We start from the raw sequence: 23781 nt of genomic DNA, 5'->3' as shown, positions 1-23781 counted from the left end.
TGATAAAAGTTTGCTTAAAGTTGTTAAATCGACCGTTTTTTACATATTTTTGTGGTAATAACTTAAAATATTAATCCTTAAATAATTATGAGAAAAGTCCTATTACTTGGCGCTTCAGCGATGCTTGTGCTAAGTTCATGTGTATCAAAAAAACAGTTTACAGATCTTGAAGCAAAATATAAAGAATCTCAAGATTTACTAAATTCTGCAACCGTAAAATTAAACTCTTGTTTAGAAGAGAGAGCTTCTGCTTCTGCTAGAGCAAAAGCACTTGAAGAGCAAGTAACAGATTTAAGAAGCTATAACGAAAACTTACAGGTTTTATCTGCTAAAGGAGCCTCTAACATCGAGAAGACTCTAGAAAGCATGAAGGAGAAAGATTTAAAAATCAACCGCCTACAAGATGCTCTTACTAAGAAAGACAGTGTAACCTTAGCGCTTGTTACTAGCTTAAAACGTGAAGTTGGAATTAATGATCCAGACATCGAAGTTAACGTTGAGAAAGGTGTGGTTTACATTTCTATCGCAGATAAATTATTATTTAGAAGTGGTAGCTACAATGTAACAACTCAAGCTAAAGATGTATTAGCTAAAGTTGCTAAAGTTGTACAAAGCAAGCCTGATTTCGAATGTATGGTTGAAGGACACACTGATAACGTACCTTACAAAAGCAACGGTGTAATTTTAGACAACTGGGATTTAAGTGTTAAACGTGCTACTTCTGTTGTTAGAGTTTTAGAAGACTTAGGTGTTAACCCTAGCCAGTTAGTAGCTTCTGGGCGTGCTGATTACGTGCCATTAGTAGAAAACAACACTGCTGAGAACAGAGCTAGAAACCGTCGTACTCGTATCTTAGTATTACCAAAAATCGATCAGTTCTACGATATGATCGAAAAAGAAATGAAAAACTTAGAAGCTGGTAACTAATCCGTTTTCTAACATAACATTGAAAAGCCCGACCAAATGGTCGGGCTTTTTTTATCTAAAAATAATATTTATTTAACATGCTGATGATCAAAATTTATTTTTCATAACTCCTACATAAAATTTATTTTTCCTACATTTGAAATGTAAGAATTTTAAAAATTAAATTATGAGAAAAAATTACCTTGTATTTACCCTACTTTTAATGACTTTTGCGTCATTTGCACAAACAGCCCACTACATTGACGACTTTATTACAGGTGAAACCGGAACATACAACCTTTCTACTACCGAATACGTAACTAGTAACAGTGAATATTTTGGTCTCGTTTCAAACACTAATATCAGTTCTAATATAGATATTGATCGCCAATTTTTTGGTGCAAGACAATTATCAAGCAATCAAACCATGACCTACGGGCCGTATACCTTAAATGGCGAGAAAAACGCAACTGTAGCATTAGGAGCAGCTATCAGTGAATTAAACACTTGGGATGCTACCGATGTTGTTCGTATTCAGTATCAAATTGGATCTGGATCTTGGACGGACATGCTTGTTTTTTCTGGAACAGGTGAAAATACTACACCTATTTTATCAGGTGATGGTACATCCTTAGGAAATTCTGTTGAAGAATTTGATTATACTATTGAAAGTCTTTCTGGGACTGAGTCATTCAGCATACGTATTCAATTTGAAGGATTAACAGAAAGTGACGAAGATTTTGCTTTAGAATACATTGCTATTGTTTCAGATGTGGAAAATTTTCCTTCTGTGGATTTAACAAGCCCTGACGACGGCTCTAGTTACCTAAGTGGAACGACACAGGTTCTTGTTACATATTCAATAGATGGAAATGCGGATGCCGTAGAAATTGTTATAAATAACGGAACTCCAATTTCAGCAAGTATTACAGGTCAAACCTATGTTATTCAAAACCCCGATGATGGTGTTTATGAAGTTGAAGTCTTAGTCTATGTAGATGGTTTCGTTGTTGATAGCAACTCTAGTGGATTTACGGTTGGAAACCCGTTATCTACATCAAAAAACAAAATTGAAGGTTTTTCAGTTTACCCAAACCCAGTTAATAACATATTTTATGTAACATCCGCAAAAAACTTAACAAAGCAAGTAGATTTATATAACACCCTTGGAAAATTGATACTACATACTTCTATTGATAATCATCAAAGCATTAGTACTAGAAATTTAAGCCCTGGCATATATATCCTTAAAGTAACTGAGAACAACAACGTTTCAACCAAAAAGCTAATAATAAAGTAAATATATTCCTAGAATATAATAAAGCTCGACCAAATGGTCGGGCTTTATTTATTAAATCATCTCCCCTTGTTCCTTTTTTAAAAATCAACATTATTTATTATATTGAAATCCTAATCAATACAAAATCAACCTAATGCCAACTAAAACCAACCGAGAAATTTACAATGAACGCATCCTAAAAGCCCCTGTAGACAAAGTATATCAGGCCTTTTCTAATCCGTCGCATTTAAAAGTATGGTGGGGACCTGAAGGATACACCAATACGTTTCATGAATTTGACTTGCGTCCCGGTGGTAAATGGTCGCTAACCATGCACTCTCCAACAAAAGCTAATTATGAAAACGCATCTATCTTTAAAACTATTAAGCCACAAAAATTGGTATCAATGAGCCGTACTTCGCACCCTATATTTGATATGGAAATAGGCTTCGAAAAGCTTAATGATTCAGAAACCCAAATCTCTTTTAGAATGATTTTCGATTGCCCTAATACCTGTGAAAAAATAAGAGTGTTTGCCGGACCTAAGAATGAGGAAAATTTCGACAGATTAGAAAAAGAACTTCCTAACGTTGAAATATAAAACTAAAATAGCCTAATAATTATAACACTTCTAAACTTCCTTTTCCCTCCCTAACAATTATTACTGGGTCTTCAGACATATCAATGACTGTTGAAGGATTATTGTCCCCATAACCGCCATCAATAACAACATCAACCAAGTTATCCCATTTTTCCAAGATAAGTTCCGGGTCGGTAGTATATTCAATCACCTCATCTTCATCACGAATAGATGTCGAAATAATAGGATGACCTAACTTCTTAACAATCTCTAAAGCGATTTTATTATCTGGCACACGAATACCAACTGTTTTCTTTTTCTTAAATGGATGCGGTAAATTTTTAGAACCCGGAAGGATAAATGTATAAGGCCCCGGAAGCGCTCGTTTTAAGACCTTAAAAGTCGATGTATCAATCTGTTTTACATAATCGCTTAAATGACTTAAATCATGACAGATAAATGAAAAATTAGACTTTTCAAGTTTCACCTGCTTAATACGTGCCACCTTCTCTAAAGCCTTAATATTACTTATGTCACAACCCAATCCATAAACCGTATCGGTTGGATAAATTATTAATCCGCCACGTTTTAAAACATCAACAACTTTTTCAATTGCTTTCGGGTTCGGATTTTCTTCGTAAATTTTTATAAACTCAGCCATAGGTACTGTATATTCTCTTCAAGTAACAAGTTAGCGACATTTTTTCAATTGTAAAACAATATTTTTAGCTCAAGTAAACATTTACATAATGCGGAATAAAAATCTTACTTTTTATTTGTCTTTTCTGAAGTATTTAACTACATTTATTCAGAACAAACAATAAAAATATTTCGATTACTTATAGAGTGACTAACTCAAAAAGCCTGTGTTAATAACACAGGCTTTTTTTATTAAAGTTTGAAACTTTTTATGAGGTTTTAGCCTATAACATCTAGTTTTGCAAAACGTAAAAGCAATTTCTTAACCCCAACTTGCTGAAATTTAATTTCAGCTTTCACATCGGCTCCTGTGCCTTCTATTTTTAGGACTTCACCTTTACCGAAACGCATATGATTGACAACATTTCCCGGCACTAATTTACCATCAAACAAATTAGCTTCTTGCCCAGATGAACTTGACGACTCCACCTTTGTTAACTTTTTAGGAGCATTCGGTTGAAACTTTGGTTGTTCCTTTGGAGCACTCCCCTTTTTAAGGTTTGCCTGCTTAGCTGGTTTAAACCGAATATTATTAGAGGCTACATTTTGTCTTGTATTCGGACTCACATCTCCAAAAATATCGGCATCGAGCATCGGGTTGATACGACGCTCTTCAATTGGTGTGGTAATATCTAAATACTGCTCATCTATTTCTGAAATAAATCGACTAGGGTCGGCATCTACCAGCTTTCCCCAGCGGTATCTGGATAAGGCATACGTTAAATACGCTTGTTTTTCAGCACGCGTTAATGCCACATAAAATAAACGTCGTTCTTCTTCCAATTCACTACGTGTATTCATACTCATGGCACTCGGGAATAAATCTTCCTCTAAACCGACTATAAACACATGAGGAAACTCCAATCCTTTCGCCAGGTGAATCGTCATTAAAGCCACGTGATCAACATCTTCCTTATCAGAATCTAAATCACTTGACAGAGCAACATCCTCCAAAAATTCTGCTAAAGATGCCGTTGCATCAGCCACTTCTCGCTGCCCCTCAACAAAATCCTTCATACCATTCAGTAACTCTTCAATGTTTTCCATACGAGTTACACCTTCTGGCGTGGCATCTTTCTTAAATTCTTTAATTAATCCACTGGTACGGGTTACGTGTTCAGCCAACTCAAACACATCAGCATTTTGATTCATTACCTGATAACTTTCAATCAGGGTTACAAAATCCTGTAGTTTTCCTTTCGTTCCTGAGTTAATTTTAACATCGGTCTTATCGATATTTTTCATCACCTCAAAAATGGAACGGTTATAACCATTAGCAGCCACCACTAATCGATCTACCGTAGTCGCGCCTATACCACGAGGCGGAAAGTTTATCACGCGCTTTAACGCTTCTTCATCGGCAGGATTGATGATTAATCGTAAATACGAAATAACATCCTTAATCTCTTTGCGCTGATAAAACGATAAGCCTCCATAAATTTTATAAGGAATATCGCGTTTACGCAACGCATCCTCAATAGCTCTGGACTGCGCGTTGGTTCTATATAAAACGGCAAAATCTTTATTCTCCAGTTGCTCATTCATTTTAGTTTCCCAAATGGTACTGGCTACATAACGCCCCTCGTCACCATCGGTTAATGAACGATTGACTACAATTTTACCTCCTTCATCGTTAGCGGTCCAAACGACCTTATCAAGCTTGGTCTGGTTTTTATCAATAATGGAATTGGCTGCGTTTACAATATTCTTAGTCGAACGGTAATTCTGTTCTAATCGGAACAGTTTTACATTATCGTAATCTTTCTGGAAATTTAAAATATTATTAATATTCGCACCACGGAAGGCATAAATACTCTGCGCATCATCTCCTACCACACAAATATTCTGAAACTTATCAGATAAAGCCCGTACAATTAAATACTGAGAATGGTTGGTATCCTGATACTCGTCTACCAGGATGTAACGGAATCTATTTTGATACTTCATCAGCACCTCCGGGAAACGGGTTAAAAGCTCGTTGGTTTTCAATAATAAATCATCAAAATCCATAGCACCAGCTTTAAAGCATCGATCTACATAGGCTTTATAAATATCTCCCATTCTCGGACGTCTCGCCATGGCATCGGCTTCCTGTAATTCAGAATTCTGAAAATAAGCACGTACCGTTATCAAACTGTTTTTATACGACGATATTCTAGAACGAATAGATTTTGCCTTGTAAATATCTTTATCAAGCCCCATTTCACGAATAATGGAACCTATTAATTTATCAGAATCCTGAGAGTCATAAATCGTAAAATTGGTTGGATAGCCTAATTTATCAGCTTCAATACGTAAAATCTTGGCAAAAATCGAGTGAAACGTTCCCATCCATAAATTTCTGGCCTCACTTTGTCCCACTATAGCAGCAATACGCTCTTTCATTTCACGCGCAGCCTTATTGGTAAAGGTTAACGATAAAATATTAAAAGCATCAACCCCTTGACTCATTAGATAAGCGATTCTATAGGTTAACACACGTGTTTTTCCGGACCCCGCACCTGCAATCACAATCATCGGTCCATCTTTCTGAATGGTAGGTGCTAACTGCGCCTCGTTTAACTGACTTAAATACTTCTCCAAAATTAATTTCGATTTTAAGGGCTAAAATTAAACATTGCCAACCGTTTAATTAAATGGTTTTATTAATAATTATAAACAATTACTGCCGTTCCCTTTATTTAATTTTAAATATATTTATGAAACAATCTAAACCACCTGTCTATGAGGATTTTCAAATTACTTCTTGCCTTAAGTATTTCTAACTGTTTTGCTCAAACCTCATTAGATAAAGAAATCAAAGCTATCGAACCCAAAATAATAGAATGGCGACATCATTTTCATCAGTATCCAGAACTTTCAAACAGAGAATTTAAAACAGCTGACAAAATAGCTAAACACTTAAAAGACTTAGGAATTGAAGTAAAAACAGGAATTGCTAAAACCGGAGTTGTAGGTATTTTAAAAGGTAATACTACAGGAAAAGTGGTCGCGTTAAGAGCAGATATTGATGCCTTACCGGTTACCGAACGTAATGACCTTCCGTTCAAATCTAATGAAACTACTGAATTTTTAGGAAACACCACTGGTGTTATGCACGCTTGCGGACACGATAGCCATATTGCCATACTTATGGGGGCTGCCGAAATATTATCTAAACACAAAGATAAGATAAAAGGAACGGTTAAATTCATTTTTCAACCTGCTGAAGAAGGTCCGCCGCCCGGAGAAGAAGGTGGTGCCAAATTAATGATTAAAGAAGGGGTACTAAAAAACCCTGATGTTGACGCCATTTTCGGGTTACACATAAAATCTGAAATCCCTGTTGGCCACATACAATACAAACCAGAAGGTATTATGGCATCCGTTGAACGTTTTGTGGTTCATGTAAAAGGAATGCAAACGCATGGATCTACACCTTGGACAGGAATTGATCCTATTTATATTTCAGCTAAAATTATTGATGGTTTTCAGAGTATAATAAGTCGAGAAACAGACCTTACCGATGCTCCTGCAGTAATTACCGTTGGTAAAATAGAAGGCGGTGTTCGCTACAATATCATTCCTGAAAATGCCCAGCTCACCGGAACCATTAGAACTCTAAACCCTGATACCAGAGAACGAATCATACAACGTATGACCAGTATGGCTTCATCTATTGCCGAAGCTTATGGTGGAGAGGCCCGTATGGAATTTCGAAATGAAGCTGCCGTAACTTATAATGATGAACGTCTTGTAAACCTCATGCTCCCTACCCTGCAACGCGAAGCCGGCGATGATCACGTTAAACTTACTAAAGCCGTAACTATTGGTGAAGACTTCTCGTTTTATCAGGAAAAAATACCAGGGTTTTACTTTTTCTTAGGAGGTATGACCCCTGGAAATCAAGCTGCTTTCCCCCATCATACGCCAGATTTTATGATTGATGATGCCGGTATGTTGCTTGGTGTAAAAGTGATGACTAACTTAGCCATTGATTATTTAAACAACTAAATTGATTTATTTTATGGATTTTATTTCAGGTATCAGCTGGTGGATGTGGATTTTAATTGTACTGCTCATTGTTGCTATTCGCGATATTTTTATTCAAAAAGCGCACACCATCAGTCACAATTACCCCATTGTTGGTCACCTTCGGTATATGCTTGAAAAAATTGGTCCAGAACTTCGCCAGTATTTAGTGGCTAACAACCGTGAAGAATTACCTTTTAATCGTATTGAACGCGGTTGGGTTTACGCCTCAGCAAAACACGAAAACAACTATGAAGGTTTTGGCACCGAACGCGATATTTATGCGCATCAGCATATTTTCATAAATAATGCCATGATGCCCTTCAAACCAAAAGAAAACCACCCAAACGAAATAGACAAAACCTTTTTGCCCTGCGCTAAAGTTATGGGGCTTCACAATAAACGTAAAAAACCATTTCGGCCGGCATCAGTTATTAATGTTTCGGCGATGAGTTTTGGTTCGCTTTCGGCCAAGGCTGTTGAGTCTTTAAACAAAGGAGTTAAAATGGCTGGCGCTTATCATAATACAGGTGAAGGTGGACTCTCGCCTTACCACAGTTATGGTGGTGATGTTATTTTTCACTTCGGAACTGGGTACTTTGGGGTTCGCAATGAAGACGGTACATTTTCATTAGACAAACTTGTTAAATTAGTTGAAGAAAACCCGTTTATCCGTGCTATCGAAATAAAGCTCTCACAAGGCGCTAAACCAGGCAAAGGTGGTGTGTTACCAGCTTCAAAAATCACAAAAGAAATTGCAGCCATTCGTCATGTAGAATTAGGAAAAGATGTTCTATCACCACCTAACCATTCCGCATTTACAACCATTCCAGAAATGGTTGATTTTATTGAAAAAATAGCTGAAGCTACCGGTTTACCTGTGGGTATAAAGGCAGCTATTGGTAAGCTGGAACAATGGGAAGAACTTGCAGATCTCATGATAAAAACTGGTAAAGGCCCTGATTTTATAACTGTAGATGGTGGCGAAGGAGGCACTGGCGCTGCCCCACCTAGTTTTGCCGATCACGTTTCTCTGCCTTGGGTTTACGGGTTTAGCGACCTATACAAACTCTTTCAACGTAAAGAACTCACCGACCGTATTGTATTTATTGGCAGTGGTAAATTAGGGTTTCCAGCAAAAGCAGCAATGGCTTTCGCGATGGGAGCTGACTGTATTAATGTTGCTCGTGAAGCCATGATGAGTATTGGATGTATTCAGGCGCAAGTTTGCCATACTAATCGCTGCCCGAGTGGTGTTGCCACGCAAAGTAAATGGTTGCAAAGCGGTATTGACCCCACATTAAAATCGGCACGACTTGCACAGTATTTTAAAACCTTTAGGAAGGAATTTATTGAAATTACACATGCTGCAGGTTACGAACACCCTTGCCAATTTAAAATGAGTGATATTGAAATTAATGTAGACGACCACAACTTATCTAAAGAACTAAACAAAACCTATATGTACAATAAAACGCATGTGCCATTTACAGACATGCAAGATTTAAAAGATTGTATATATTTGGGAGGGAATAATTAAACTTAACACGACTTTATATGGATTCGTCAAGAATTATCGATTTACTATTATTTGCTATTCCGTCCTTAATCACCGGACTTATAGCCTATTACTTTTTTAAAGAGCATACAAAAAATGAAGATGGCCGTAGACGTTTTTTATTACACAAAGATTTACAGGTAAACGCTTTACCTACCCGACTGCAAGCCTACGAACGCATGACGTTGTATTTAGAGCGCATCACGCCGTCTAAACTGTTACTTCGAGTAGCACCAACCTCATCAGATAAAAACACCTATGAAAGTATGCTTATACAAGCCATTGAATCGGAGTTTGAACACAATTTAGCTCAGCAAATTTACGTAAGTGAAGAATGCTGGAATATTATTAACACAGCTAAAAATGCCACTATTCAATTAATCAGAAAAGCTAGTTTACTGGAAAAAACAGATACTGCCGAAAAACTACGTGAAGTGGTATTAACCGAAATGTTAGAGCGCCGTGCCCCAAGCGATTTAGCACTATCATTTATAAAAGAAGAAGTTAAAGATATTTTATAACAAATTTACTCTTGCATACAGCTAAAAAGACAACCTTAACAGGTTGTCTTTTTTTTTCTACTTTACATCACTTAACTCATGCTTACTTTCATGTTTTTGTTTAGCATATTCAAAGCCATCTTCCCACCACTTAGTCATTAATTTTTTACTAAATATCAAGGAGTTTTCAGTAAGTTGTGTTGGTGTATAATATAAATTCAGTTTAACATCACGGTGTTTTGCAGCAAGTTTACCAATGGCTATATCAGCCTTCTCCACCTGATCTAAAAGGTGACCAAACAAGTTAATCATCAAAGAGAATGGATTTTTCCCTAAAACTTTATTGTATTCCAAATTTTCACTTTCAAGCACAATAGCATCAACTTCGGTGGCTCCCCGAAGAATGGCTTCCCGAATCGGAATTACACATCCCAATCCGCCATCGGCATACTCAAAACCATCACGTTTAACTAAAGACATAAAAGGAATATAATTGCAGGAAATCCATATCCAGTCGCAGAATTCTTCGTAACTAAAATCATTAATCGACTTATACTCCACCCTATTTTTAGACAGGTTCGATACGGTAACCACCACATCTTCCTTGGTATCTCGAATTAAATTAAATTCGTCTTCACTAAAATGCTTTTTAATATGGCGTCGTAAAGCATGACTCTCACCAAAGGTGCGCTTTCGCTTTATAAATTGTAGTATAGAATTAAAATAATTGATAGACACGTATTCCCTGCCATCCTTTTTATGCTGTACAAAGGGGTTTATACTAAAAATGGTACTTTGCTTTACATTGGTAAAAATCTCATGAAGCTTAGCTACATTGTTTGCAGCTAAGTGAGGCACCAACAAACTTCCCGTTGATGTGCCAAGAAACATGTCGTATTCTTTACCTTGTTCTTCCATTAAATACTGCGCTACACCACCAGCAAACGCTCCTTTACTTCCGCCACCGGAAATCACTAATGCTTTCATATATTAATCTTCTAATGCGCTTACTTCTTTATTTTTAAACTTGGCAAAATTATAACCACTTTGCCACCACTCCGTCATTTTCTGTTTATTAAAAATTAACGAATTGGTAGTTAATACTGTTGGCGCGTAGTAAAAATTGATAATCGCATTGTTGTGATTAGCCACGTGCTTACCAATTTTTATGTTTTGAGATTCGATTCTATCGAGCATAAATGTGAACATATTGGTCATTAATGAAAAGGGGTTTTTTGAAGGCATCCGATTATAGAGTGTAGTTTCGGTTTGCAAAATAATGGCATCGACTTCTTTGGCGCCACGATTTATAGCTTCCTCTATAGGAACCATATTTCCTAATCCGCCATCGGCATATTCGCAGCCATCTTTTTTAACTAAAGTCATAAACGGTGTGTAATTGCTGGAAATCCAAATCCACTCGCAAAATTCATCGTAATTAAAATCCTTAATACTTTTGTATTCTACATGATTGAGTGAAATATTAGATACTGTAACGACAATATCTTTGGTAGATTGTTTTAAAATTTTAAAATCTTCGGGCGTTAAGGTTCGCTTTATTAGATCTTTTAAGTGGTAACTTTCTCCAAATGTCTTGCTACCGCGCAGCATATTTAAAAGCACATTAAAGTGATTGATCGCAATATTTTGACTGCCGTATTTTTGTTTTACTACAAATGGGCAAACACTAAAAATATCACTATTCGTTACACTGGTATACACATGTTTTATACGATCAATTTCCTTTAAAGCAAGATGAGACACGAGCAAACTTCCGGTTGATGTACCAATATAAATCTGGTAATCACGATTCATCTCCTCGATAAGATACTGCGCCACGCCACCGGCGAATGCACCTTTACTTCCTCCTCCTGAAATAACTAACGCCCTCATCTTAATTTGAATTTATGGCTTCTAACATGGACTTTGAAAACTTTGAAAATTGCCAGTTATGGTGTTTTGCTCCTTGCTTTAAATTGTCTTTACATTGCGCATTACACGCTTTTATTTGCTTTAAATACATAAACGCATTCTGTCGGATATCGAAACTGTATTTAGGCGAGGTATAATTGGTTAATTCTTTAAAATATTCCGATTTATTTTCTGGTTCAAAATTTTCGGTAATTAACGCTAAGGTTAGCCAAAGCATTCTAACATTTTTATCGTGAAATCCAACAATTCCTTTTGTCTGATTTAAATAGTTATTTCGCTTCTGCGGAAAGTTGCGCCATAAGGTCATTAAAGCCGCTTCAATAGTCACATACGATTCATCTTGAAGCAATGACTCATAATCCTGTTTTAATCGTTCAGGAATCGTAGAAATTGATGTTGCTATGGCTTGACGCACTTTTATAGGGCTTTTAAAATTATCTGATGTAATTTGATTTGGTATTTGCTCAATAATCTTAACCTTTGCCTCATCTGAAATCCCTGAATTTAAATAGGCTGCACACTTGGAAGTATACAATTCACAATCTACCATAAGATACTCTTGAATAAATACCGATTGTTTTAAACTTTCTAACATCAAGTTATAATTTAAATCTTTGTTTTCCAACCAAAGTTTAACAAACTTGCTTAAATCTTGTTTGCTTACTTGTTCTACCTCACTTATAAAATCTTCAGTTTGCACATTTTTAAAAGCATTTTTATTTAAATAATACTTTACCGCCTCTCTGAATGCTTCCACGCCAACCTGCTCACGAAGCAAATGTAACACCCATGCGCCTTTTTTATAGAAGGTAGTACTGCTCGACTTCGGATTTAAAAGAGCTGTACTTCCTCCCGATTTATCCTGCACATCCAATTCCTGCAAATATTCATATAAACGCCAGTAATAATAATTATCTCCAAACACTTCTCGCTCTGCTAATAAGGCATAATAGGTCGCAAAACCTTCCTGTAACCAGTGGTGGGTTCCTGAAGTTTCGGTTACCAAATCACCAAACCATTGATGCGCCAACTCGTGAGCATTCACATTTACATAGTTTTTATCTACAAAAGCGGTATCATTAACCACAAAAGCATCTGAAAAAATAGTCGCACTTGTATTTTCCATGCCCGCATATAAAAAATCTTTTACCGGAATTTGCTTGTAGTTTTGCCAAGGGTAAGGTACGCCGATTTCACCTTCCATAAAATCAAACATCTGTTTGGTGTATCGGTAAGTCGGTTCGAATTTTAAAGAATCTTTCGGATAGTAATACATTTCTAATGGAACACCGCTTTCTGAATATTCGATTTGCTTATCATACCTTCCAATAGCTAGAGCCATCAAATAACTCGCCATAGGTTTTTGCATATCGTAATGCCAGATAATTGTGGAATGGTTGATTTGTTTATCTATTAATTTACCGTTGGCGATAACCTCGTAATTTTTATTAAATATGATGCTTAAATCGAACTCAATTTTATCGTTCATATCATCAATACTCGGTAACCAGTTACTCGTATACTTCCCCTGTCCCTGTGTCCAGATTTGCTTGTTTCCATCCGGATATTCCCAATCAATAAAATACAAAGCTTTCTTAGGTTGAGCTTTATATTTAAAACTCAAATCATATGTTTTTCCTTTTTTAAATTTATGCTTTATCCATAGTTTTTTTGAATCGTTTCTAAAATCTACAGAGTTCCCATTTAACATAACCTGTGAGAATTCCATACTAACCGCATCTAAAAAAATGGAATCCGTAGATTTCAAAATTTCTAATGTATAATCCACTTCTCCCAACACCTTTTTCATTTCAGGTTGAAAAGACACTGAAACAGCTGCCCTTTTAAAATCTACAACATCTATTTGTTGGGCAAATAAAAAACCGGAAATAAAAAAATTAAGGGCTAGTAGGTTCGATTTCATCTATACAAAAGTTCATAATATAATGTTGGACAATAGCTTAATTGTTCATGCTAATTGAATACAACAAGGATTAAGCCAAAATACGTAAAATTTCTATTTTTTGAATTGCTTGAAAAGGTTTAAATTCGTTCCGTCATGGCAATAAATCTACAAACTCCTATCGATTATTTAAAAGGCGTTGGCTCCAGCAGGGCCGATTTGCTTCGTAAGGAATTAGGTATTCATACCTATCAGGATTTAATGAATTTATTCCCTAATCGCTATATTGATCGTACCCAATATTACAAGATCAACACATTACCACACAACAATGCCGATGTGCAGGTTATTGGTAAGATTGTGTCGTTTTCTGAAGTCGGACAAAAGCGTGGTAAACGTTTGGTTGCGAAATTTCAAGACGACACAGGCACTATGGAACTGGTTTGGTTTCGTGGTCATAAATGGATAAGAGACAGTTTAAAACTGAACACCCCTTATGTTGCCTTTGGAAAAACTAACCGTTTTGGCAGCACCTTTTCCATGCCACATCCGGACCTGGAACCTTTAGCCGAACACGAAAAGAATTTACGCTCGGCCATGCAGGCCGTTTATCCGTCTACCGAAAAGTTATCCAATCGAGGAATTTCTAATCGAGTGATGAGTAAAATCATTCAGCAATTATTTGTTGATGCCAATGGAAAATTTGATGAAACCCTTCCGGAATCATTACGAAAAAAATTGAACTTAATTGGTAAAAGTGAAGCGCTTTTTAACATCCATTTTCCGAAGAGTCCTGAGCTGTTAACCAAGGCACAATTCCGATTAAAATTTGAAGAGCTTTTTTATATTCAGCTACAGCTGATTATTAAAAATTTAGCCCACAAATCGAAAATTAAAGGTTTTCCTTTTGAACAAATTGGCGAACATTTTAAAACCTTTTTTGAAGAACATTTACCCTTCGATTTAACCAATGCACAGAAACGCGTACTGAAAGAAATTCGTGCCGATTTAGGCAGTAACGCTCAAATGAATCGTTTATTACAGGGTGATGTGGGTTCCGGAAAGACCATTGTTGCGCTAATGTCAATGTTAATGGCACTTGACAACGGTTTTCAAGCCTGTTTAATGGCTCCGACTGAAATTTTGTCAGTTCAGCATTACAACGGATTACTTGACCTATGTAAAGAATTGAAAATCAGTATAAAAATTCTAACAGGTTCAACTAAAACTTCAGAACGAAGAGAAATTTTAGAATCTTTAAAAAATGGCGAACTAAACATCATTATTGGCACCCATGCACTACTTGAAGACAAGGTAGAATTCCATAATTTAGGGCTCGCTATCATAGACGAGCAACATCGTTTTGGTGTCGCTCAAAGAAGTAAATTGTGGCATAAAAATTCGACGCCACCACATATTTTGGTGATGACCGCCACCCCTATTCCACGCACGTTGGCGATGTCGGTTTATGGTGATTTAGATATCTCTATTATTGACGAATTACCAGCCGGAAGAAAGCCTATAAAAACCGTGCATCGTTACGACAAAAATAGGCTTAATGTTTTTCGATTTGTGAAGGATGAAATTGCTAAAGGCAGACAGGTGTATATTGTATATCCGTTAATTCAGGAAAGTGAAAAAATGGATTACAAAGATTTGATGGACGGCTACGAAAGTATTGCTCGCGATTTCCCGATGCCCGATTATCAAATCTCCATTGTTCACGGTAAAATGAAACCCGCCGATAAAGATTATGAGATGCAACGCTTTATTAAAGGCGAAACACAAATTATGGTCGCCACAACGGTTATTGAAGTTGGAGTAAATGTTCCTAACGCTTCTGTTATGATTATTGAAAGTGCCGAACGTTTTGGCTTATCGCAACTCCACCAGTTACGTGGTCGTGTGGGGCGTGGCGCCGAACAGAGTTATTGTATTTTAATGACAGGACATAAACTGAGTAACGATAGCAAAACCCGACTGGAAACTATGGTTAAAACCAGTGATGGTTTCGAAATTGCCGAAGTCGATTTAAAACTTCGCGGTCCGGGTGATTTAATGGGTACTCAGCAAAGTGGGGTACTCAACCTGAAGATAGCAGATATTGTAAAAGACAAAGACCTATTACAACACGCACGCTATCATGCGAAAAAGATACTTAACGACGACCCTAAGCTAGCTTCTGCTGATAATGCTGTGGTTTTGGACACTTACCGAAAGCTGAGTAAATTTAAAAACATCTGGAATTATATTTCCTAAGAATTCTATTTTTAAATTTAAAAAGCAACATTTTTCACGCAACCAACTACTGTTTTTTACATCTTAAAAGAAAAATACTATGAGAATTAAACTTCTCCTTACAGCAATACTTTCTTTCATATCTAGTTGCGATAATGATCATGAAAATCAACCTTCATGTACAGAGTTTGGTGTATGTGATACATGCATAATTATAGACAAAAACCTTTTTAACACCACGAATACAAACAATTACAATATTCAAAATATAGAAGTTAGTGAAGATTGTTTAGAAATATCATTTTCTTCATCTGGATGCGATGGTAACAGTTGGGAAGTTGCTTTAGTAGATTTAGATGCTGTTTCAGAAACTACCATACCTCAAAGAGAATTAAAACTAAACCTTGTAAATAAAGAAGCGTGCGAAGCTTACATAACTAAAACAATTTCGTTTAATCTGAAGCCACTTCAATTAAAAAATTATAATCAGATAAAATTAAAAATAGAAAATTATAGTTCTTTAATTACCTACGAATATTAAATGAGAATTGTTCGCAAACTTTTATTTTTACAAAAAGTTTTATCATGCTTCATTTACAATTGGAAACTGACCCACGATGGGCTAACCTTGCGGAATCAAATATAGAAGAAATACTTACCGACCATGCCTAGTGCGAACAAAAAGCAGCAACCAGCGCTATAACGTTAATCACTCAAAATCCAGAATACCCCGATATGGTTACGGAGCTTCTTGAGATCGCTCAGGAAGAACTGGAGCATTTTCAAATGGTTCACGACATCATTAAAGCCCGTGGCTACCAATTAGGCCCCGAACGCAAAGACAGTTATGTTCACGAGCTTTTTAAATTCATGAATAAGGGCGGAAACCGTATTCAGCGTATGGTAGACAAACTGCTGCTATCTGCCATGATTGAAGCCAGAAGTTGTGAACGCTTCAAATTATTATCAAATACCATTAAAGATGAAGAATTAAGTAAATTCTATTACGATTTAATGGTTAGTGAGGCGAGCCATTATACCACATTTATCACTTTCGCCAGAAAATTCGGGAAAGGGGTTGATGTAGAAAAACGCTGGAAACAGTTAATAGAATTTGAAAGCAAGATTATTAAAAGCTACGGCACGGGAGAATCGCTTCATGGCTAAACCAAGCTTTTAATCTTGATTATCAAGTAAACTTGGGGCAAAACAAAGCTCAACCTAAATACATTGAGCTTTGCAAACTGTTCTATAGTTTGATTGATTGATGACGATTTTTAAAAAACATACATTTGTATTTTCAAACAGCATCTTCATTCTCAATTTTGCTCTGGTAAGGTATTCACTATTTCAACACACACCTGTTATTCTTTTGTTAAAGAACGAGTTACAAGTGTTAATTAACATATTTTAAGACAAAGAATTACCTCTTCAGATTTATATACATATTACGTAACTTTGCGGCTTTCGTATTCATATTTATAGCACAGAATGATTAACATTCACAACAAGACATTACAAGACTTAGAATTCCCAACCGTTTTACAACAAGTTAGCGAACATTGTATCACGCCACTTGGGAATGAAAGAGCTTTAGAAATAGCCCCTTACAGAAACAAAACGGAACTGTTAAACAGTTTACAGTTAACCTACGAATATGTATCGTCGTTTGCTAACGACAACCGTATTCCTAACCATAGTTTCGATACCATATCTAAAGAAATAAAGCTTTTAAATATAGAAAACACCTTTTTAGAAGTTCACAGTCTAAAAAAAATAGCTGCTATCTCAACAACCTCTAATGAGATCGTTTTATTCCTCAAGAAATTTGAAGAATATTATCCGCAACTTCATGAATACGCTTCTCATATTGAAGTCACTAAAATTATCATTGATAAAATCAATGCTATTATTGACCGCTTTGGAGATATTAAAGACAATGCATCCGATAAACTTTACGACTTACGTCAGTCTATCAATAAGGTAAAAGGGCAAATAAACAGTAGTTTTGCAACAGCTTTAAACACCTACCACGGTTTAGAATATTTAGATGATATTCGGGAGTCTGTTTTAGAAAACCGACGTGTATTAGCTGTAAAAGCCATGTATCGACGTAAAGTTAAAGGTACAATTTTAGGTAGTAGTAAAACAGGTAGCATTGTATATATGGAACCTGAAGCTACCCTGAAATATTCGAGGGAGCTCAACAATTTAGAATACGAAGAAAAAGAAGAAATCACTAGAATTTTAAAGGAAGTTACCGAGTACATTCGTCCTTTTAACGAGTTGTTTGCTAAGTATCAAGAGTTTTTAATAACCATCGATGTGATTTCGGCGAAAGCCAAATACGCACAATCTTTAAACGCTATTCTTCCAGAAATTACTGAAGATCGAAGTATGTTCTTGCGTGAGGCTTATCACCCACTATTATATCTTAATAATCTTAAAAAGAAAGCTAAAACTTTTCCTCAAACTGTAGAACTAAAGCAGGACAGCCGCATTATTGTCATTTCCGGACCTAATGCTGGTGGTAAAAGTATCACCCTGAAAACTGTTGGTTTATTACAGGTTATGTTGCAAAGTGGTATGCTTATTCCTGTTCACGAGCGCAGTAAAGCTTGCTTGTTCGATCGCGTAATGAGTGATATTGGAGACAACCAATCGATAGAAAATCATTTGAGTACTTACAGCTACCGATTGAAACAGATGAACTATTTCTTAAGGAAATGCAACAAAAACACCCTGTTTTTAATCGATGAGTTTGGTACAGGTAGTGATCCTGAATTAGGTGGCGCTTTGGCGGAAACCTTTCTGGAAGAATTTTACCACCGTGAAGCTTTCGGAATTATCACGACCCATTATTCCAATTTAAAAATATTAGCTAATGAATTGCCAAACATGCTGAATGCTAATATGCTTTTTGACGAGCGTACACTGGAGCCGTTATTTAAATTAGTGATTGGACAAGCAGGAAGTAGTTTTACATTTGAAGTGGCTCAGAAAAATGGCATCCCATTCGGATTGATAAACCGCGCTAAGAAGAAGATTGAACGCAGTAAAGTCCGTTTTGATGCTACGATAGCCAAGCTACAAAAAGAACGCTCTAAACTTGAGAAAACGGGTCAGTCGCTAAAACTGAATGAAAAGAAAAAAATTGAAGAAGCCGATAAACTGGAAGAAATCAATACTCGCATTCAAAAGAAACTAGAAAGTTACCAAGAACTTTACGACAGTAATCAGCGTTTAATTTATCTGGGACAAAAAGTTGACGATTTAGCCGACAAGTATTTCAATAATAAGCAAAAACGCGCCCTAATGGACGAGTTGTTTAAATTGGTTCAGGTTGAAAACTCAAAACGTAAAAAGGTTAATAAAAAGGAAAAACAAAAAATAAAAGCCAAAGAAAACAGGGTTAAAAAAGAAGTTGAGAAAAAGGTTGAAGTGATTCGCGAAAAGAAAAAGGAAGCAAAACAAAAAGCGATTGAAGCACCAAAACCAAAACCGATTTTAACTATTGGCGACCGCGTACGTTTAGAAGACGGACGAGCGGTGGGTACCATCGATAAAATTGAGAAAAACAAAGCCGTGGTTAACTATGGTATCTTTACAACCAATGTAAGTTTAGATCAGTTAGAACTTGTTGAACGCGTAAAGTAGTTCAACAGGTTTTATCTTTATTTTTTACCTTTAAAACATGAAGGTCGCTATCCCTATAAACAAACAATTGATTCTTTTTGACGGCGTTTGCAATTTGTGCAACTCCAGTGTTAACTTCATTATAAAACGCGATAAGAAAAACACATTTTTATTTACCCCGCTTCAAAGCCAGTTAGGAAAGCAAATAATAGAAGAATACAACATAGACACGAATAAAACAGACTCTATTTTACTTTATATTCCAGAAAAAGGTATCACCTATAAATCGACAGCTGCTTTAAAAGTTGCATCGCACTTAGGCTTTCCTGCAAATATACTTTCTGTATTCCGAATTGTTCCGGCCTTTATTAGAAACTGGGTTTATGACTTTATTGCCAAAAACCGCTATAAATGGTTTGGCAAAAAAGAGCGTTGTATGATTCCTTCTCCGGAATTAAAAAGCAAGTTTTTAGAGTAACCCCTAAAGTGTTCCTATAATTCTAATCTTTTTAGATAGCGACATGCCGCCTGGATTACAGCCGGGTTGACCTTCCGGCACTTCCATATTTAAATTCTTAAAGTAATCTTCCCAAACTTTAAAATAGACTTCAGAACCAGGTGCTTTATAGGTCATAGGAAATAGTTTAAAGAAGGGCTTTCCATTAGCATTTAAAAAACAATCATAAATTAACTCGGAACAATAGTACTTATCGTTATCGTATAAATAATTCACATCATATGGCTTTCCCAGTTGCTTTTCACCAAAAGCAATAGCTTCTGGAATTAAATTTCTGTATCGCTTTTTTAAACGTCCAACATACATAGGCATATCGGATTTTGAGACAAAAGCATCATATGGCGTTAAGCTAACTTCTGTTCCGCTGGCCTCCAGTACATAACGTTTCTTACCCTGAATAACGACCATCCCCATATGGTTGAAATCATTACCCTGATAACCTTCAGTCACCTGATTAATCGCATCACACAAAGGTCCGCAATCGATAGATTGAAAAATTAAATCACCGTTTTGCAATTGAAAAGTTTGAGCATAACCCAAGCAGACAAACAGAAAAAAAGGTAAGAATAAAACTTTCATAAATTGTTTTTAACTTTCGGTTAAGCTGCCCCATTCCGTCCACGAGCCATCATAAACCGAAATGTTTTTATAACCACTAAGCTCTGCTCCTAAAGCGAGTACACAAGCGGTAATTCCAGAACCACATGAAAATATAATCGGCTCTTCTTTCTTCGCTACAACGGCAAACATAGATTCTATATCCTCTTTCGATTTCAATTCTCCATTGTTCAATAAATCTGTGAATGGCAGATTCACCGAGTTTGGAATCGTTCCCGTGCGCAAACCTTCACGAGGCTCAGGTGCTTCACAATTAAAACGTGCTTTAGAGCGCGCATCAACAATGACGTGAGATTTGATTGATGATGCTCTCTGCATATCCTCAAAAAACCTCATAGCTTCATTATTCAATTCAGCTTGAAAATTTCCTTTAGCACCTTTAAATGGAGTCATCGCTTCTGTAGGATAATTAGCTTTTTTCCAAGAAGGCAATCCGCCACTTAAAACTGCCACATTATCGTGCCCAAAAGCTTTAAACAACCACCAAACACGTGCCGAGGAATAAATTCCTTTGTCGTCATAAACTACAATGGCACTATCCTTATTTATTCCTAAAGCTTGTGCTTCGTATTCGAATTGCTCTGTTGATGGAAAGGTACTTGGGAACGGTGCCCCCACTTCACTAAACTTATTTTTTATATCGAAAAACCTTGCCTTTGGAATTTGTTCCTGAGACGCATCAAACACTTTATTAATGGTTCCGTCTAAAATCACCAGATTTTCAGACGCCAGGTGATTATACAGCCAATCTACTGTTACAGATGGTTCTCTTAAAACAAGCTTAGTCATGCTTTTATTTCTTTAAATTATCGTCCCAGTTTTTAACGCGAGGCTCATGTAGCTTACCTAAAGACTTTGCTACCAAAACAGACACCGTGGCATCTCCGGTAACGTTTACAACTGTTCTACACATATCTAAAGGGCGATCTACTGCAAAAATAAGCGCTAAACCAATCGGTAGTAATTCCGCTGGAAAACCAATAGATTCCAAAACAATCACTAACATAACCATCCCGGCACTAGGTACTGCCGCACTTCCTATGGAGGCTAATAACGCCGTAGCTACAATAACCAATTGATTAGAAAAGGTCAATCCTTCCGGCCAAATTACCTGCATAATAAATACCGCTGCAATACCCTGATACAAACTGGTACCATCCATGTTTACGGTTGCTCCAACGGGTAATACAAAACCAGACACTTCTTTATCTACTCCAATATGTTCTTCAACACGCTCCATAGTCACCGGTAAAGTAGCCGCACTAGAACTGGTTGAGAATGCCAAAAGTTGCGCCGGACTAATTTGCTGTAAAAACCACAATGGTGATTTTTTTGCATAAATACTTACTAACAACAAGTAGAAACAAATCATTATAAATAAGCCACCAACAACACAACCAGCGTAATATAATAGTTTGATTAAAATCTCGATGTCATCAAACGCTATAATGACGTTTGCTAATAATGCAAATACCGCATAAGGCGCAAATAACATGATTAAATCAACCATTTTCATCACGACTTCATTTAGTGAATCAAAGAAGTTTACTAAAGGCTTGGCTTTTTCTTCAGGAATTAACAACAGACAAATACCAACAAACATTGCGAAGAAAATAACCTGTAACATAGATGCTTCAGCAAAAGACTGAAAGATATTACTTGGAAAAATATCAACCAAAGCCTGTAAGGGTCCTGCGTCTTTTTGAGCTGTTGCTTTTGCTAATTTGTCAGCAACCCCCGCATCATTTTCATATTTAGCCTTAATTTTTTCAATGGTATCCTGAGGCATACCTTCACCAGGTTTTACAACATTTACAATGCTTAACCCGATAACAATAGCTACCAGAGTGGTAAACACATAAATACTTATGGTACGTAATCCCATGGATTTAATTTTAGAAATATCTTTTAAATCCGATATTCCTTTAATTAACGATGCCAGGATTAATGGAACTGCAATTAACTTTAAAAGATTGATAAAAATGGTTCCGAAAGGCGCAACCCAATCGGCTACAAAACCTTTACCGCCATCGATACCATTCATAATGAATCCGAAAATGATTCCCAGAACCATACCTATTATAATCTTCCAGTGTAATGCTAGTTTTTTCATATTGTAAATGTCTTCTGTTTGGGATGAAGTTACTAAATATTATTAAAATAAATCGGAGCCTTAGCCCCGATTGAAGTGATATCCTTTTTATGCCTTAAACAAACAGATTAAGGCTTATAAAGATTTAACGGAAAGCGGGAAACAGCTACATATGAATTGCCTTATTCTGTAACCAGAAATCAGCAATAACTAAGGCTGCCATCGCTTCTACAATAGGTACCGCACGGGGAACCACGCAAGGATCATGTCGCCCTTTACCTTGCATTTCAACCGTGTTTCCGTCTTTATCTATAGTCTCATACTTTTGAATTAACGTCGCTACAGGTTTGAAGGCGACATTAAAGTAGATATCCATACCGTTGCTTATACCGCCCTGAATTCCTCCTGAATAGTTTGTTTTTGTAGACCCGTCGTTGTTAAACGCATCGTTATGGTCACTACCGTACATGGTACTTCCTTCAAAACCACTACCGTATTCAAAACCTTTTACAGCATTAATAGATAGCATTGCCTTCCCTAATTCGGCGTGTAATTTATCGAATACCGGCTCGCCTAAACCAATTGGTACATTTTTAATCACACAGGTTACAACGCCGCCAACTGTATCGCCTTTTGAGCGTACTTCCTTGATGTAAGACTCCATTTTTGCTGCCATGTCGGCATCCGGACATCTTACAATATTAGATTCAATTTGCGTTAAATCTAATTCAGTATGTGGTTTCTCAAGTTTCATGGTCCCAACAGCCGATACATAAGCAGAGAACTCAATACCCTTTAGCATTTGTTTGGCAACAGCCCCTGCTACCACTCGGCTTGCGGTTTCACGCGCTGAACTGCGTCCGCCACCACGGTAATCTCTAAACCCGTATTTTTTATCGTAAACGTAATCGGCATGACTAGGTCGATAACTGTCTTTTATATGCGAGTAATCGTGAGATTTCTGATTGGTGTTTTCAATTACAAACCCAATAGATGTTCCCGTTGTTTTTCCTTCAAAAATTCCTGAATGAAACTTTACCGTATCCGGCTCTTTGCGCTGTGTCACAATAGCCGATTGCCCCGGTTTTCTGCGATCTAACTCTTGTTGAATCGCCTCTAAATCTAACTCAATTCCAGAAGGGCAACCATCAATAACCCCACCTAACGCAGGACCATGAGATTCGCCATAAGTTGTTAATGTAAACAGTTTTCCGAAGGAATTTCCAGCCATGTCTTTAATTTTGCTTGCTAAAATAAATTTATTCTTAGAGATACGGAAATGAAATTGAATGAAACACACACAAAACACATA

The 23781-nt window shown here is 36.6% G+C and carries 19 protein-coding genes and 1 pseudogene; 11 read left to right on the top strand and 9 right to left on the bottom strand.

Going from position 1 to position 23781, the window contains the following annotated elements; translation table 11 throughout:
* The first annotated feature begins 87 nt into the window (after positions 1 to 87).
* The 3 genes from ICJ85_RS10930 to ICJ85_RS10920 all read left to right on the top strand — a co-directional run bounded on the left by ICJ85_RS10930 (position 88) and on the right by ICJ85_RS10920 (position 2786).
* Positions 88 to 927: an OmpA/MotB family protein gene (locus ICJ85_RS10930; RefSeq protein WP_188223827.1), complete on the top strand. Its 840-nt coding sequence runs from the start codon at positions 88 to 90 to the stop codon at positions 925 to 927.
* Positions 928 to 1093: 166 nt separating this feature from the next.
* Positions 1094 to 2206 carry a T9SS type A sorting domain-containing protein gene (locus tag ICJ85_RS10925; protein WP_188223826.1) on the top strand — a complete coding sequence of 371 codons (1113 nt, stop codon included), beginning with the start codon at positions 1094 to 1096 and terminating at the stop codon, positions 2204 to 2206.
* A gap of 133 nt (positions 2207 to 2339) precedes the next feature.
* Positions 2340 to 2786, top strand: coding sequence for an SRPBCC domain-containing protein (locus ICJ85_RS10920; RefSeq protein ID WP_188223825.1), 447 nt, complete (start codon positions 2340 to 2342; stop codon positions 2784 to 2786).
* Between the two features lie 19 nt (positions 2787 to 2805).
* On the opposite strand, the gene ICJ85_RS10915 is transcribed toward ICJ85_RS10920, so the two are convergent.
* Positions 2806 to 3426 (bottom strand): L-threonylcarbamoyladenylate synthase, encoded by a 621-nt coding sequence (locus ICJ85_RS10915; RefSeq protein ID WP_188223824.1) that lies wholly within the window; start codon positions 3424 to 3426, stop codon positions 2806 to 2808.
* 257 nt (positions 3427 to 3683) lie between these two features.
* Positions 3684 to 6047 (bottom strand): ATP-dependent helicase, encoded by a 2364-nt coding sequence (locus ICJ85_RS10910; RefSeq protein ID WP_188223823.1) that lies wholly within the window; start codon positions 6045 to 6047, stop codon positions 3684 to 3686.
* Positions 6048 to 6188: 141 nt separating this feature from the next.
* On the opposite strand from ICJ85_RS10910, the gene ICJ85_RS10905 reads away from it, so the two are divergent.
* From ICJ85_RS10905 to ICJ85_RS10895, 3 genes are read left to right on the top strand one after another with little or no spacing between them, the layout of a single operon-like run.
* Positions 6189 to 7457 carry an amidohydrolase gene (locus ICJ85_RS10905; RefSeq protein ID WP_188223822.1) on the top strand — a complete coding sequence of 423 codons (1269 nt, stop codon included), beginning with the start codon at positions 6189 to 6191 and terminating at the stop codon, positions 7455 to 7457.
* A gap of 13 nt (positions 7458 to 7470) precedes the next feature.
* Complete coding sequence (locus ICJ85_RS10900) at positions 7471 to 9015, top strand: FMN-binding glutamate synthase family protein (protein WP_394354419.1); 1545 nt, start codon at positions 7471 to 7473, stop codon at positions 9013 to 9015.
* Between the two features lie 17 nt (positions 9016 to 9032).
* On the top strand, positions 9033 to 9554 hold the full coding sequence (locus tag ICJ85_RS10895) for a DUF7935 family protein (protein WP_188223820.1): 522 nt from the start codon (positions 9033 to 9035) through the stop codon (positions 9552 to 9554).
* Between the two features lie 57 nt (positions 9555 to 9611).
* Here the strand turns inward: ICJ85_RS10895 and ICJ85_RS10890 are convergent, their stop codons facing one another.
* Genes ICJ85_RS10890 through ICJ85_RS10880 form a run of 3 tightly spaced genes read right to left on the bottom strand, consistent with a single transcriptional unit; the run spans position 9612 to position 13389 of the window.
* Positions 9612 to 10520, bottom strand: a complete 909-nt coding sequence (locus tag ICJ85_RS10890; RefSeq protein WP_188223819.1) for a patatin-like phospholipase family protein — start codon at positions 10518 to 10520, stop codon at positions 9612 to 9614.
* A 3-nt stretch (positions 10521 to 10523) separates the two neighbouring features.
* A complete protein-coding gene (locus ICJ85_RS10885) occupies positions 10524 to 11426 on the bottom strand; it encodes a patatin-like phospholipase family protein (RefSeq protein WP_188223818.1) in 903 nt (300 codons plus the stop codon).
* Between the two features lies 1 nt (position 11427).
* Positions 11428 to 13389 (bottom strand): M1 family metallopeptidase, encoded by a 1962-nt coding sequence (locus ICJ85_RS10880; protein ID WP_188223817.1) that lies wholly within the window; start codon positions 13387 to 13389, stop codon positions 11428 to 11430.
* 135 nt (positions 13390 to 13524) lie between these two features.
* On the opposite strand from ICJ85_RS10880, the gene recG reads away from it, so the two are divergent.
* From recG to ICJ85_RS10855, 5 genes and pseudogenes are all read left to right on the top strand, one after another.
* Positions 13525 to 15627, top strand: coding sequence for an ATP-dependent DNA helicase RecG (recG, locus tag ICJ85_RS10875; protein WP_188223816.1), 2103 nt, complete (start codon positions 13525 to 13527; stop codon positions 15625 to 15627).
* Between the two features lie 79 nt (positions 15628 to 15706).
* Positions 15707 to 16147, top strand: a complete 441-nt coding sequence (locus tag ICJ85_RS10870; protein WP_188223815.1) for a hypothetical protein — start codon at positions 15707 to 15709, stop codon at positions 16145 to 16147.
* Positions 16148 to 16191: 44 nt separating this feature from the next.
* Positions 16192 to 16773, top strand: a pseudogene (gene miaE, locus ICJ85_RS10865) (tRNA isopentenyl-2-thiomethyl-A-37 hydroxylase MiaE).
* A 324-nt stretch (positions 16774 to 17097) separates the two neighbouring features.
* A complete protein-coding gene (locus ICJ85_RS10860; protein WP_188223814.1) occupies positions 17098 to 19263 on the top strand; it encodes an endonuclease MutS2 in 2166 nt (721 codons plus the stop codon).
* Between the two features lie 37 nt (positions 19264 to 19300).
* A complete protein-coding gene (locus ICJ85_RS10855; protein ID WP_188223813.1) occupies positions 19301 to 19720 on the top strand; it encodes a thiol-disulfide oxidoreductase DCC family protein in 420 nt (139 codons plus the stop codon).
* A 3-nt stretch (positions 19721 to 19723) separates the two neighbouring features.
* Here ICJ85_RS10855 and ICJ85_RS10850 read toward each other — a convergent pair whose 3' ends face one another.
* The 4 genes from ICJ85_RS10850 to aroC form a co-directional block, all read right to left on the bottom strand.
* The gene (locus tag ICJ85_RS10850) at positions 19724 to 20338 is read right to left on the bottom strand and encodes a YiiX/YebB-like N1pC/P60 family cysteine hydrolase (RefSeq protein WP_188223812.1); all 615 of its coding nucleotides are present in this window, start codon (positions 20336 to 20338) and stop codon (positions 19724 to 19726) included.
* Between the two features lie 9 nt (positions 20339 to 20347).
* On the bottom strand, positions 20348 to 21166 hold the full coding sequence (locus ICJ85_RS10845) for a sulfurtransferase (protein WP_188223811.1): 819 nt from the start codon (positions 21164 to 21166) through the stop codon (positions 20348 to 20350).
* 4 nt (positions 21167 to 21170) lie between these two features.
* Complete coding sequence (locus tag ICJ85_RS10840) at positions 21171 to 22490, bottom strand: dicarboxylate/amino acid:cation symporter (protein ID WP_188223810.1); 1320 nt, start codon at positions 22488 to 22490, stop codon at positions 21171 to 21173.
* Between the two features lie 145 nt (positions 22491 to 22635).
* A complete protein-coding gene (gene aroC, locus ICJ85_RS10835; RefSeq protein ID WP_188223809.1) occupies positions 22636 to 23700 on the bottom strand; it encodes a chorismate synthase in 1065 nt (354 codons plus the stop codon).
* Between the last annotated feature and the right edge of the window lie 81 nt (positions 23701 to 23781).

Origin of the sequence: Aestuariibaculum marinum (assembly GCF_014596975.1) — a bacterium.
Taxonomy (GTDB): domain Bacteria; phylum Bacteroidota; class Bacteroidia; order Flavobacteriales; family Flavobacteriaceae; genus Aestuariibaculum; species Aestuariibaculum marinum.
This window is presented reverse-complemented; position numbering and strand designations above follow the sequence as displayed.